The 15,177-nt window shown below is 45.5% G+C and carries 5 protein-coding genes and 1 riboswitch; of the genes, 1 reads left to right on the top strand and 4 read right to left on the bottom strand.

The annotated features are described in order from the left end of the window. Positions 1-798: a hypothetical protein gene (locus tag HXT59_RS02970; RefSeq protein ID WP_421784074.1), complete on the bottom strand. Its 798-nt coding sequence runs from the start codon at positions 796-798 to the stop codon at positions 1-3. Between the two features lie 348 nt (positions 799-1,146). Continuing rightward, positions 1,147-1,256, top strand: a riboswitch (TPP riboswitch). Here HXT59_RS02970 and thiM point away from each other — a divergent pair. Beyond that, positions 1,246-2,823, top strand: a complete 1,578-nt coding sequence (gene thiM, locus HXT59_RS02965; RefSeq protein WP_033888471.1) for a hydroxyethylthiazole kinase — start codon at positions 1,246-1,248, stop codon at positions 2,821-2,823. (Overlaps the previous riboswitch by 11 nt.) A gap of 94 nt (positions 2,824-2,917) precedes the next feature. Here thiM and thiD read toward each other — a convergent pair whose 3' ends face one another. From thiD to HXT59_RS02950, 3 genes are all read right to left on the bottom strand, one after another. Beyond that, the gene (gene thiD, locus HXT59_RS02960; protein WP_421784072.1) at positions 2,918-3,871 is read right to left on the bottom strand and encodes a bifunctional hydroxymethylpyrimidine kinase/phosphomethylpyrimidine kinase; all 954 of its coding nucleotides are present in this window, start codon (positions 3,869-3,871) and stop codon (positions 2,918-2,920) included. 269 nt (positions 3,872-4,140) lie between these two features. Further along, a complete protein-coding gene (locus HXT59_RS02955) occupies positions 4,141-13,785 on the bottom strand; it encodes a hypothetical protein (protein ID WP_421784070.1) in 9,645 nt (3,214 codons plus the stop codon). Positions 13,786-13,896: 111 nt separating this feature from the next. Then, positions 13,897-15,021, bottom strand: coding sequence for a class C sortase (locus tag HXT59_RS02950; protein WP_421784333.1), 1,125 nt, complete (start codon positions 15,019-15,021; stop codon positions 13,897-13,899). Between the last annotated feature and the right edge of the window lie 156 nt (positions 15,022-15,177).

Genomic DNA, 15,177 nt, shown 5'->3' with positions numbered 1-15,177 from the left:
CTATTCTTTTAATATTGCACGAGCGCGAGCATCCTTAAGCGCAAGAAATACACTGCCGACACCAATAAAAATAAGAGTAAACACAATTAACAAATACGCAACTCCAACACCCAAAGTAGTGGCATTAAAAGTTTGCGGTGCGAAGCCGAACCAGCCGGCAGGAGCACCATAATTGAGGAAATTATAAGGCGCGCGCATTGCATGAACACCCCAACGAACACCAGCAAACTCGCTAAGCATAGCAGCATAAGCAACATAAGCAAGAGGCGGAACAGTAGAAACATACAAATGTGCGCGAGTAGAGCGGAAACGATAATCAAAAAACACAAAATCAGCGATTGCAAGAAGCGGCGCAACTGCGTGAACGCAAAGGCTGCTGCATCCGTTATTCATGTAAGCGCCAACGAAACCAAGCTTATTGGTAGGTGCTAAGAAACACAGGTACAAAGTGAATGTGACAGCAATTGAGATGGTCATCATGAATTTGAAAATGTACCAAGCGTTGGATTTTGAGTCGAACCATGCGCAAGATGCTGCGGAATCTTGCTGCGCTGCTGAATCTACAGAATTACGAGCACGCATAAACGCAGCTGTATCAAGCAAAAGCGATCCAGCAAGAGCTACGCAAATCATCAGGTTAGAAAGATTCGTAAAATAAGTGAAGGTCATCAAGCCTTCCCACGAAGCAGCCATACCATAAACAGATGCGATGATTGCAATCGCACGTATTGCTGTGCGCGTCGCGTATTCGCGCGCTGTGAGCGGAGTCTTTTGTTCTAGCATGGAATCGTTTGCCATGTTATCTCGCTTTCGTAACTTCTATAATCTACTTATTGTTTACTTATATTTATGTTTACCATACTTATGGTTACACAGTTGCAAGCGAAAATATGTAGAAGAAGTTGCAAAAATGCGGCGCGATTTTTGTAGATTCCTGCAAGTGCTGCGAAACGTCGGGAATTTTCCAGCAAATGCTCCACGAAACTACCAACCAGAGACACGAACGCAGAACACAAACTGCACCAGTGTCCCAAAACAAGCAAAATCAGACACTCACGCAGAAACCCATCTGCATCAGTGTCCCAAAACAAGCAAAATCAGACACTCACGCAGAAGAAAGTAAGTCACGAACAAAAGATATAGTCGAAGGATGGTTCGGAGTGCGCATTTGCCGCAAAATCGCGGGCGGCGCTGAGATTACATCCGTAAAACCTGATCTAGATAGTGCTAGCGAAGGGAAACATTATGACAACATGCAACACTGAAAAAACAACTAACTGCAACGAAGCAAACGAATACTGCACAAGCTCAACAACGCAAGTCGACACATGCTTCTCTGTACGCGCACGCCGCCGCATGTTTCTTAACGACGTGCGTCAATGCATCGAACGCGTGCGCACACAGCAGCCACTCACCCATTGCATCACGAACGTAATCGTGCAAGACATTACAGCCAACGCACTACTCGCTGCAGGAGCGTCGCCGATTATGGTAACCGACCCAGAAGAAGCGCATGCACTTGCGCAAATTGCCACAGGCGTGCTCATAAACGTTGGCACATTCCATCAGCCAGAAACTTCCGAATACATGCGCGCAGCTGTTGAAGGATGCGAAAAAGCCGATACTCCGTGGGTACTTGACCCGGTTGGAATCGGCGTTCCAGCACTTGCTCCACGCGCGCGCTTTATACACGAAATTATTAAGCACCACCCTACCGTAATTCGCGCAAACGCTTCCGAAATAATGGCACTTGCAGGCAAAGAAAGCAACGGCAAAGGTGTGGATTCTCACGATAACGTGAACGATGCTCTTCAAGCCGCGCGCGAATTAGCAAAAAAGTACGGCTCAGTAGTGGCAATTTCTGGCGAAAAAGACGCGATTTACGCTCACGGTTGCTTAGCTCGCGTAACCGGCGGACATAAAACTATGACTAAAGTAGTTGGAACCGGTTGCGCTTTGGGAGCGTTGGTTGCAGCATACGTTGGCGCAAACCCAGAACGTCCGCTCGCAGCAACTGTTGCAGCACACGTGCACGCAGCAGCGGCTGGAACTTGGGCAGCTCGTCAAACCACAGCTCCCGGCACTTTCCGCACACTGTGGATGGATGCGCTTTCAACTCTTAGCGTAAACGACATGTTTAGTTTGACAAATATTGAGTTTACGGTGGAGCCTGTTGATTGGACACTGTATTTGGTAACGGATCCGCGCATGGGAAATCGCCCGGAAGAAGAAGTTGCAGTAGAGTCAGTTGAAGGCGGAGTTACAGTTGTGCAATTGCGCGATAAGTATTCCGACGACGCTGAAATTTCAGCAAAGGCGAAGAAGTTGCGTCATGCGCTTATTGATTCTGAGCACGGCGATGTGCCTGTATTCATAGACGATCATGTTGATTGCGCAGCTCAGCTTGGTTTCAACTTGCACGTTGGGCAAAAGGATACGCCGTTTGTTGAGGCGCGAAAAGCGATGCCGGCAGAGTGGATGGTTGGGCTTTCTTGCGCTCGACCGGATTTGATGGAGAAAGCTTACCGCGAGTGCAAAGAAAATGACGTTCCGCTGCCGGATGTGATTGGCATTGGTGCAGCTTTTGAAACGCATACGAAAGCGCACGACGTGCCGCCGTTGGGAGTTGACGGAGTGAACGAAGTGGCGAAAGTTGCGCACTCTATGGGCGTAAAAACGTTGGCAATTGGCGGAATTCACGAGAACACAGTGTTCCCTATTCGAGGTCTTGAGCTTGACGGAGTTTGCACAGTGTCGGCGCTTATGTGCGCTGAGGATGCTGGGAAAGTTGCGCGCGAGCTTAAAAGCGTGATTACTGAGTAAATCGGACGCTCCGAGTTGCTTTCGCGCGCACTGTGCTGCGCTCAAGCATGTCGTCGCGCCAACGCGAGACAACGCTCGCACTATAAGCGCGCGCTCACGCAGTTTGCCGCAAGATTCGTACGGAGTGGTTTACAGGTCCATGACCGCGCTCGCCGCCGCGCCCAACATGTAATTCACTTCCAGCCGCAATCGCCTCTCGAAGCCACGCCGTTGACCATTCAAGTGCGCAAAGTACAGTATCGTGATCGCTCAAATTCTTTTCCTCGCGCAAAGCAAGCCCAATTTTCGTAGCAAGCGCAGAAGAAAGCGAGCAACCAGTTCCGTGAGTTGTGCTTGTTTCAACTCGTTCGCTTGGTACGTGCCGCGCGTCACCATCCGGGAAAACCGCAGTATTTCCAACGTCTTCGCTAGTTAAGTGCCCACCTTTTACGATTACAACAACACTGTTTTTTGCAGCCAACTTGCGCGCCTGGTTGCAAGCTTCCTCAAAGTTTTCCGCAACGCGCGATTCGCACAAAGCCGCCAATTCCGGCACGTTTGGCGTCACTACATCAACGCAGCTTATAAAGTTTCGCATCGCATTTTCAGCACTCGCCTCAAGCAAGCGCTTCCCGGAAGTTGATATCATCACCGGGTCTAGAACACTTACAGGAACCGGGTTATCGCACATCCAGTCTCGCAATGCTTCAATATATTCTGTGCATCCAAGCATGCCGATTTTTAGTGCGTCAACTGTAACGTCGTCGTACACGCATGAAAGTTGAGTGCGGAAAAAGCTTACTGGCGGCGTGAATACTTCGCGCACTTCGCACGTGTTTTGCGCAACCAAATTAGTTGGTATGCACATGCCATAACCGCCTGCCGCCATAATTGACTTGAGATCTGCCTGTATTCCGGCTCCACCTGTTGGGTCTGTGCCAGCTATGCTTAGCACGCGCGGAATGATTGGGTCTGATTGCTGCATAGGCGATTGCGAAAGCTGTATAGGCGATTGCGCGGACGATTGCGCATGCTGCAAGTCATGCTGTTTGCTTGATACTAGCGTCATACTTTTATTATATTGCGTCGCCGGCAAGTTTGGACTTACGCATGCTGCAACGCTCGCGCTAGTGCGCTCGCTTGCTAAACTCGCGTTGTAAGCACACTGTGCTTCCAACCTAAGCGAGTTTCCGCTCCGAGTTGCCTTCGCGCGCTACGCTTTAAGCGCTCAGGCAGATCGTCGCGCACGCAGAAAACGTACTGCGCGAGTGTCCGAAAAATGGTCAGCGAGCGCAAAAGGGGGACTTACATACCACTCAAGTAGTGCTCGCTTATTCATCACAGCCTAGGCCACTTGAACTTTGACTTGAGTTTGAAGAACGGCTTGCCGCTTCGAAGCACTTCTGCAGAAGCGTCGCAATGCTTGCTGTCAGTGAGTGCGCCGAATCCGTGACCACTAAGAACCGACCCAAGCCATCCGCGCCTACCGAACGCGCCGGATGCCAAGAACAACGCCAACAGCACGCCAAATATGAAGCTGAACCATATTGCAGCTTGACCGCCGCTGTAAGGCAGAGCAACCGGACGAACCAAGTAACCAAAGCTGAAGTATCCAACTAAGTGGCCTCTGTTACCGTTATCACCAAAGCCGTCGCTTTCATTGCTGGACTTATCTTTTGCACGTCCGTACAAAGCGTACTCAACTCCGTCACCGTCAGTCTTTAACTTCTTGAACGCCGCAGTATCCACGGAGCCATCTTTGCCCATTATTGACTTACAGCTGTCAAAATCAGTTGCGCCGCCAGCCTTCTTGACTTTGCATGCAACCAGGCTAAAGTTGCTGAGATCACCGAAACTGTCGTAATCGTCGTGGACATCCGCAAACAGAGTCTTTCCACTCTCCTTGCTTTGAGACTTCGAAACTTTTCCGTCCTTGTATTCTACAGGATTACCCTTAACCGTGAGCTTAGCGTAGTCCTTCTCCTCCATCGTTACAACGTAAGGATTATTAGCATCCGCGTGACCACTGAGAAGCGATCCTGCAGTTGCAGCAAAAGTTGGCTTAACGTTATCAACAGGCACCAGGTACACAGGCATTACGAATTCGTAGTTGGCATCGTTATTCCAGCCGCCTTCTTTGCCTCGCGTTTTATGAGTATCTCCAACCCAGCTATCGCCATATGTCATAATAACCGACAAACCATTATCTGGATTCTTAAGAACCTTATGACCAATTAAGTCAGATCCAATACTGCCAGACCTACCCCATGCGCCAATATTAGCGAAGTCGGTAAGCGAAAGACCAGTATTACTACTTTCAGACGTTACGCCAGAGCTATTAGGAATAGAATATCCACCGCCGGTACCACCCTTTGAAATCATATCTATGACGTTTACATACCAAGTTTCTTCAGTAGTACCACCATTGTCGTTATCAGCGCCGTTAGCAGCAGAAGCAGCACCAGACCTATGGTCTTCAGACGGATTATACGTATAGAAGTGCGTATTCCAATCAAAGCTGAAGCCGTTTCGACCTTTCTCACCATCAACCTTATCGCTACCTCTTACTTCTGGCAGCAAGGATGGCTGACAATCAGCAAACGCCCATTGACTTCCATCAACATAGTTTCCACACTCGTTTGCTGGGTGCAAAGTACTGTTACGCTTAAGCTTCAACGCATATTGCAAATCATTAAGCGTAAAGTTGCGCTTAGTTGAAGCATTATACAGATACAGAAGAGACTTCTTATCTTTCGAAAGAACGAATCCTGGATCATACGAACGCCCAGCTACGCGCAGAGCCTTACTATTATCTTTAGTTTCTTCGAAGCTGGTAGGCGCATCAGCTAAGTAGTCTGCAGCACCCTTACTATCGCCACCATGCTCACTATCTACGTTTTCAGGCGCGCGCAATCGCACAAATCGCGTAATCTTATTTTCTCGCGGATTTGGCACAAGCACGCGGCTTCTCCAGCCTCGAGTCATAACAGCCACGTCTTGTATATTTCCTACTTTGCGGTCACCATAATTAGGCGGATTCAAAGGCTTATGGTCATCGTCCATAGCACTATAGTCATACTTCCTAAAAGTCACCATAGTTCTACCAGGATCTAGCCTTGGATCCTCATTCGTAACGATTTCGCTATCGTTTTGAAGCCAAATTCCCTTCTTTGGTTCGCCCGCAAAGTTGTTTTCGCTGCGCAAATCCATTCGTATTGCGCGCTCCTCGTGACCGCTTAGCAGCATTGGGTGTATTTGCACTATTTGACGCTTCATAGTAACACCGAAGTACACGCAGTCGGACGGCTTCTTCAAACCAGACCAGTTGTCTGCGCTCCAGTAATCCGGACGGCATACTTCGCTAGGCTTTTCTTTTGCGTAAGCCATTGGCAGCACGTCAAGAGTATCTTCTGAACTAGCGTCGTCTTTGTAGGAGTTTTTATCTTTTGCAGCGCGACCTTTTGCATTTTTACCTTTTGCAGCACGCGTATTTCCGCTGTTTCTGCTATTTCCGCCGCTTCGATTACTTCCGCCGCTTCTTGCAGTCTTATTTCCGTCCCTATTAGGCGAATCATCGGAAAGATCTTCAGGGCTTCTAACACCAGGCATATACGTCCATGGGCCAACTTCAAGACGGCTGCGTGCTCGAACCACGCTTCCTGGAGCTAGGTAACCACTAGGGAATGTTATAACAGCATTACCCTTATCATCTTGATTAAGCGTTACTTCATTCGGCTTGGAAGTACCAGCGCATACACTCCACGATTTATCCCAGCACACGGAAATTGTTTTACCAATGCTGGTTTCCAAGTTAGTCTCATTTGAGTTTGCAGCAGAGCCAAAAAGACCATTACTAGTAACAGGCTTTTCAAGCTCTGAAGCAGGGTGATAGTAAACTACCATTCTTTTAGCTCCATAGCCTGATTTCACGACAACTTTATAATCGCGGTTTTGTGAAGAACCATCTTTGCTGAGCCAGTCATCATACTTTGCAAATTCATTGCTTCTACCATCGTACGCAACAACAGATGGTTTCACCATGTCTGTCCACGTAGCCTTAAAGCATCCAACAACAGTTTTTGCACTTTGCTTTCCAGCACTATCCGTAGTTTCAGCATACATTGTAAATACAGTTTGCTTATTTACACTTGGATTTTCTAAATCTGTGCTTCTGTATTTTTCAACAAACCTTCTAAGCAAATGTTTATTTGTAACGCTGTTACTAACAAACTTCACCATCGGACTAGAAGTTTTACCACTAGAATCCTGAATATTATTCGCTTGAATATACACATTCAGATTATTAACCAGCACTTTACTGTTTATACTATTCGGGCACAAAGTGACGTATTGCTTATTAAATATACCGCCATGTTTCCACTCTCTTGTGCATTTGCCAGATTCGTAAGCATTGAAATCATCGTCTAGTTTTAATGCTGCAGGTAAATTAATCGTTGCATTATCAGCTTCATACCAAGCTTTATTACCTGCATAAATTTTCTTATCAAGAGTAATAACATCATCATCAACTGTATTGCAGTTATTCACATCGCCGTTAATCATGCATTTTCCGTGAATATCCCATGGCTTACCGTCCCACTCCTGATAACTCTTCGCACTAATCGTCGGCTTCTCATTATCAACCGGCATAAACCACACGTTTATCACGTTCGTTGTGTTATCTGGCGTCTTACTAGGCTCACGAAGCAGAAGATCGTTCGTAACCTGACCATTATTCACATAAAGTTGCGCATGCATGAATGGCCTGTTATTTGCGTATCCCTCAGGCTTCGAAGTACCTTCACCGTACGCGTCGTAGTCGTTCATAGTGTCAACATCAATATTCTTAGTTATAATGTCGCCAATATTTTCGCCGTCTGCTTGACCGTTCAAATCTTCACCGCCAGGCATAAGGAAGTCCTTGTGAATAGCATATTCACTAACATACTTATCTTCGCCAGCATGCTGACTACCCTTATTTTCAATAAGCTTATCTGTAATATGTACTTCACTTCCGTTTTTCATATTTACAGAAGCATTGTAAGAGAATGAAGAAGAATCCATAATAAATTCTTTAGGCGTGTACTTCACTAAATTAAGCTTATTTCGCCACTGACACTTACCTTCTTGCGCAACACCGTTATGAGCAGCAATAGACGCAGCGCATGTATTGTCACGCACAGCGTAACCTAATCCACCAGCAACAGCCATAGGGTACGAACCATTCCATGCATCAAATTGCTTATTATCCGCCGCACTCATAGGAGTTAGCGAAGGCTGCGGCTTACTTTCCTCTTGCGTATTTATGTTCGGCGTACCTTTTACAAGCTTTAGCACATCCTGAAGGTTTAACGCCTTACCATTGCCGCCCTTACGGTATGAGTTTATGTTCCACTTGTACACAAAGTATTGCGTGCCAAACTTCTGATTTCCATGCAAGCCGTTTTGCAGCCCGTCAAATCCAGGATCGTTTCGCCCGTCAACACTTTTCTTGTTGTTGTCTACTAATCCCCACGTATAGTCCTTGCGCATATCAACGAAGCGCGTCACCTTATGCTCAATCGGGTTAAGCGTAGTCTCGTCATCAGCTTCCAACTTTTGGAAAGAAAGAGTCTTTATAGCGTACAGCATTTCGTTAAGTTTATGTTTCTCATCTAGCTTGCCAATACCAGTAACGCCATCTAAGCACAGCTTCCACTGATAATCCGTCTTCGATTCGCATGAATATTGAGGCTTATCGTCACCATAAGCATACTTTGCTTGAGTAGTTTTCGGCTTAAAGCCACTGTCGTACTGGTCGTAAGTATCGTACTTCTTTTGCCCTTTAACGCCAATTTCTTCCTTGCGGTAACCGAAAATTCGCTCGTTACGCTTATCGTGTCTCATCCAAGAAAGCATTGCCACGATTTCGTTATTATTAAGCTCAAACGGGTTCACTTGCACTAAGCCGTTTGGCCACGCAATATCGAGCGGAAGCGGGTCAGATTCTTCGTAATCCTGAAGATTGCCTGGCTCCATAAGCTTCCAAAGTTTATCTTGACGCCAATCTGGATTATTTTCCGGCACAGAGTAAGTGTCTACGTAAATTCTGGAACCAATTTCTGCAAAGTATTCCGGAATCGTAATATTTCCAGTTACAGGATCAAAAGTAATTTCGCATTTATCGCCGCCGTTAGCAGTGCAACCCTTGATATGATCTCCAAGCTTTGCTGTAAGAATGCGCTTACTAAATTCTTTACGCCAATCATCGTTACTTTTCGCAGTTTTTTTAGCAGAACGATCTTCTCCTTCAGCATCTCGATCCTGACCCTTAGATTCTTCTGACTTAGCATCTTCAGAATCCTTGACGTTCTTAGAGTCCTTGCTATCGTTACTGCCTTTATTATCTTTGCTTGCGCTACCGTTTTCTGCAGTATTAGCAGAATCACTCTGCTTGTTACCATCACTTACTTCAGGTTTTTGTACTTCAGATTTCTGAGTATTCGCATTTTTAGAAGAATCACCTTCGTTTAGCACAGCAAATCTTACTTTACTGCGCTTTCCAGGAGCATTGCGCTTCTTAGAATTCTTCTTAGAACTATTCTTAGCTGTCTTATTCTTAGAACTCTTCTTAGTATCCTTCTTAGTCGCTTTAGAAATCTTCAAAGAAGCAGGCTTGTTGCTAGTTTGAGGCTTATTAGCTTGCTCATCCTGCTCATCCTGCTGATTTTGGGTAGAGTTCTCCCTTGGTTTGGCATTATCAGTTTTTTCGCTATCAGCTTTAGCTTTATTGTCAACTTTCGCCTTACCGTCAGCCGACTTGCCGTCAGCCGACTTGCCGTCAGCTGCCTTGTCATCAACTGCATCTCTGTCCTCTAAAGCAGCTCTATCCTCAGCAGCTCTAGACCCATCCGGGCTTGCAGCATCATTATTGTGATTAAAAGTATTAACCTGATGCCAAAGATCAGTCTTCTTATTACCGTCTCGCTGAATAACAATGCCGTAGCAACTGCCATCATTTGGACACAGCTTATCGTAGTTATGATCCTTCCTAGGCTTTTCCTTACCGCGCGCCCAAATCCTAACCATAATCGAGCGCACGCGCTTATCTTCATCCCAAGGATTCACTCGCCCAACATAATGTCCATTCGGCTTCTTATCCCACCAAACGTTTGGCAAACCATAACCAGGAGATACAATAATCAGCTTAATTTTCTTTATTACGGAATTACCTGCAGCATCCCAACCATGGAATATCAAATCATGCACACCGTGATTTCTATTCTGATCGCCCACTAATACTGTAGGAGAACCATCATCTTTAGAATTTTTGCTGTTAGTAACCCAGCCAACTTGATCCGTCTTACTATCAAATTCACCATTTTTATGAATGAATTGATCGTAGCTTATTGTAGTAAAATCGCCGCAACCGCGAGTATCGCAATCATTCTTTTTGTCACGCGGAGTGGTAATCATATCGAAATCATTGCGCACAACAACTTTTTTACTATCAAAGAATCTCTTATTTTTATCGTTAGTAAAGTAGTCGGTAGCTTCCTGCGGCTTTACGCCAAGCAAAATCCTCTTATCGTCATGACCTTTAACCCAGAACTTAATTTTGCTATTAACAGGAATCTTCAAACCATCAGCTGGAGCATCAACAGGATTTCCATTATTCACGCTCACTTTTACATCCAACGTTGGCTTCTCGTAATCAACATACGGGAATACAACAGGTATAACAGTAGTCGAGTTATCCCAGAACGTAATCTTTACGTACTTTACAAACACGTAATTTGGCAAAACTTTAGGATTCTTGCCATCTTGCAGCTGAGCACTATACTTGTTGCGCATCCAAGTTCTGTAAATACGCTTGATTTTAGCCAAGACTTTGTCTTGCAAGTCTTTCTTTACAGGATCTCCAGGCTTCAACTCCTTACCGTCATCGCCCGTCTTAGGAGCATCTTTTACAAACCAAACATTACGCTTAGTAGCATTTTGCGCTTTAGGCCAGCATTCAGGCATGCTGTCTTCACGATCCTCACCCATAGCTGCACGATCGTTGTTTGCAGCGGAATTATCGTCACTATCTATGGATCTAAATGAAATAGAAGACCTAGACTGACCGTTAATTTTATCCTTGTATTCGTCAAGAATCTTAGAATGACCGCAAGGATTTACAACGCTAACAATAGGCACTTTAGCAGCAACGCTTAAATCAGCATCCTGAAGAGTGTTCGAGCGAGGCTCATCACCCCACTTATTCGTCCACTCAGCTTTATAAACAGCAAGATTCTTAAGCGGAGTATTAGAATCTCCATCCGGATTATTAGTCAAATAGTTAGCATCAAGCGGATAATCGTTTGTCTTAGAGCCCTTCTTCTGCTTTATGGAACCATACCTATGCCTTGAACCATACTCATCTTTATTAACAGGCGGGAACAAGTTAGGATCGAAAGCCATTACCTGCCTATACAAATCAGAACGCTTGCCAACAAAATTCACAAACCCAGCATTATTATCACGATTATCAATAATAAGAGGATTAGGAAGCGGCTGATCGTAAGAATAATACTTAGGAGTCTTGTTATTTTCGTCATATTCCTCAGTTTGCAAAGGCTTAAACACGTCTGCTTGCGTAATAACCATATACCACAAATCCTGAGTTTCACTCATATGATACGTTCTATCGTTATATCTAAGCTCAAGCTTATGCCTACCAGGCTCTGAATCCTTCGTATTATGGTCGTTCATACCTGGATTACGGAACCACTGATTGCCTCGAGCATAGCCGTTATTCGGGGAATAATAATCAGGCAATAAGCGTATATCTTGGTTCTCGTTCATAAGATATGAAGTTCCCAAAGGCTGATTTACTATTCCAAGCAACACACTAGAGAATGAAATATGCCTGTGCTCAAGATAATTACCACTGTCACTGTTATACGGTCCTAAACCAGTACCCTTAAGGAAGTGGTATCTAGGAGCCTGAATATCCATAATTCGCGGCGCACCATACCACTGCTGATGCATTACAGTGTACATGTAGAAGTTAGCGTCACGACCAAAATTAGTCATGGAATATTTACTGGCTTTAGTAACACCAAACGGGTCAGTAGCACCATAAAAACCTTTGCTCTGTCTCTTACCATAGTAAGATCCTGCAGCGTAGAAGAATGAAAAGTTTTCGCAACCCGTGCCATCACCCACGTTATTAGAAGAGCAATATGAGTTGTTTTTAGTCGTAGAAGTTGTAGTAGTGAAGTGAATCTTATACGTATAAGCAATCTCGCCAGACTTAATATTATTCACAAAACTAAATACGCGCTGCGTGTCATCTTTTATAGATCTATAAAGATTTTGCACGAGAGCAACATAAGCAGGACTATAGCCTCTGTTATAGCTTCCTTCAACTTTAGGAACAACTTTAAGATCGCCTTCATCCAAAGCACCATAGCTACTGGATCTAATGCAGTCCAAACCTTGACCATCACGGCACCAACCAATAGCGTCAGAACTACCCAAATCCTCAGTTGTTACAGCATCCGGAAGGATCCTAGAATAATTGCCATTCTTACTGTCGTCAGTGCCGCGCATCTTATTCCAAGCTGCGACTAAGTCATCTCCAGAATCAAAATCGTTACCGTCAGTTTTAATGCTGCATAAACCGTTAGGATTATCCCACGAGAATGAGCAGGTTTCGCGAGGAGGATTATTATTGCCTTGATTCTTCTTATACAAAGCAGTAGCTTCCCTGCCACTGTAAAGAACACGCTGAATATACTGCCTTCCGCCTTCGCTACCCTTGTCTAGAATCTGACCTTTTGGAATCGTAAAGTAATCAAGAGCAGCACCAGCGCCTTGAGTGCGGCCGCCAGCGTTAAAAATAATATCCCACACGAAGCCGCCACCGGAAAGCTTAGGGGTGCGCTTTACAAACACGAAATCTGCAGTGTCATCTATAGGCAAGTTAATTCTGTCGACGCCGGAACCCTTATAGTTAAAGGCCATGTTGCGTAAACGACCCATAATAAAAGTGCCCTTAGGATACGGAGTGAAGTAAGTTGCGCCGTAATGATCCGTGCCAGAAGGATCTTCAGGTACAGAACCGTTTTCGTAGTGGCCGCGAGGTCTCGTTGCTGCACTAGCAAATTGGTCGCTAGATTCCAAGTTGTATCCAAGGCTATTAACATCCAAATCGTGACCGTTCGTAGCGCGCAAACCAGCACCATCGCCGTCAGTAGTAATGCATGCGCCTAAAGCGTAATCCTTGTTACATCCAGGGCGATACACTTCGTAAGATTCACGAGCTGAGTAATTCTTAGCGTCGCGGTTTTGCGCTTTTGCTCTTTCTTCTTCTGCAGCGCGCTCAAAAAGTGACTTTGGTTGAGATCCGAACGGAGAACCAAATGGAGAATCAAATTGAGAAGCAAACGGAGAAGCAAACGGAGAAGCAAACGGCACGCCTGCGCCAGAGCCTGCAGAAGGATTAAAAGATCGAGAGAGTAGATTCCCTGAATCTACAGATCCTTGTGAATTGTCGAAACTCTGTAACGCAGAAGACTGAGATGATGCAGATAAGTCTGGATTAGAGTCTGGATTATTAGAATTAGAGTTAGAATCAGACTTTGGATCAGACTTTGTGGAATTATTTGCGGAATTATTAGCACTATCCAAAGCAACTGCGGTTTCAGCAGTAATGCAAATAGGTAGCAACATTGCTACCGAAAGAGAACAAACAAGAACAGTTTTAAGAGCAGTGGCAAAAGAGCTACTGAACGCACGATATGCAAAAACAGACTCGCGTTTAGATGAGCGTTTATTCACGCAATTAGCTATACGATCATCCAAACGATTAGACACACGACTAGCTAAACGCTCAGCCGCGCACTTAGCCACACGGTACATATTCTGAGTCGTACGTTTAGCTACACGAGTTGCGCATTGAGTCAATTGACCTATACGAACAAGAACGTTTAGCATAATCGTCCAAATACTCTTCATTGTTTCCACCTGTTTTGCATTGTTTTAAACTGCTTTGCGTCGCCCCCACGGCACCACAAGTTTGTTATTAAGTTTTTCTATTAAGTTTTGTTATTGCCTATAAGCAATCGCTCATAAACCAAGGATGCTTATAAGCCAGTCGAAAGTCTTTTCGCCGTGACCACTCCGCTTGCGTTTCTTGCGCAAACTAGACTTTTTGACTTTCGTCCGTTTTTTCGGACGATTTTTAATCGCCTTAGCTTCCTCGAGCACAAGATCCGCACTGCTTACCGTGCTAGTCGATGAGCTTTCTGCACTTATGTCGTCACTAGTAGCAGCAGACGCATCCGCAGCAGCATCGCTCTTTTCAGTTTTCTTTTTCTTCTTTACAGGCAAACCAGCCCACCAAATGTAGCCGCCAACAATACACAAGCTTCCAAAGCAAGCAACAATCCACCACGGGAATCGCGGCACATCAGGCTTTTTACCTCGAAGTGCTTTGTCTGCCGCAGGCGTTGGCACCACGCGTTCACCAGTAACCAAAATGCGCTGCGTGTTAATGCCAAGCGGCGTACAAGTAATCAGCGTCATCAAATCCTTACCAGGAACGGCTGCAATCTTCTTCGTCTCATCAGGGTTTACAACGATCTTGTCAACAACCTTGTAGGTAAGAATCTCGTCGAAAACCTCAATCGTAAAAGTATCACCTTTTCCAACTTCATCCAGCCTGGTGAACATTTCCGCACTTGCCAAACCGCGATGCCCAGTAATCACAGAGCGCGTCCCCTTGCCGCCAACCGGAAGCGAAGTTCCACGCAAATGACCAAGACCCTTAAGCAACGTGGCATCCTCTGTGCCGTGATACACAGGCAAATCAAGATCAATTTTTTTGATTCGCAAACGAGCCATCAACCCGTCGTCGTTCACTTTCAACTGATCCCAATAATCCTGACTAGCATCCGACGTTTCGCCATGCGAAGTTGGAATATTCGTATTCGCTTCGTAAATAGCACCCGACGAAAGCTTACTGTTATACTCACGAGCGCGGCGGAGCTGCTCATGCGGAGCAGGAACCGCGTGTGTAATAAGCTTCGCATACTCTGCAGCAACTTCCGACATGTGGTATTGGCTTAGCCACATGGCGGCGTGCGGGTAAATAAGCGACGCAAACGACGCAAGCAACAGCAAAGCAGGGACTATGCAGGACTTAGAGAAGTGCCAGTTTTTGGCGTTGTTGCGCGAGTTTATTTTCGATATTCTTTGGTATCGTCTATGAGTTTTGGCTGATGTTCTTGTTCTTTGGGCTTGACGAGACTGGAAAATTTGTGTTTGCGCAAGCTCCCGTCCTTCGTCGCTTTGGCTGTTAAAGGCTTTACTGTCTGCTTTGTTCTTAAAAGAACGTAGCTTCCTCAG

Source organism: Gardnerella sp. KA01001 (assembly GCF_049244025.1).
Taxonomy (GTDB): Bacteria; Actinomycetota; Actinomycetes; order Actinomycetales; family Bifidobacteriaceae; genus Bifidobacterium; species Bifidobacterium swidsinskii.
Note: the sequence above shows the minus strand (reverse complement) of the source record. Positions and strands in the feature narration are given on the sequence as shown.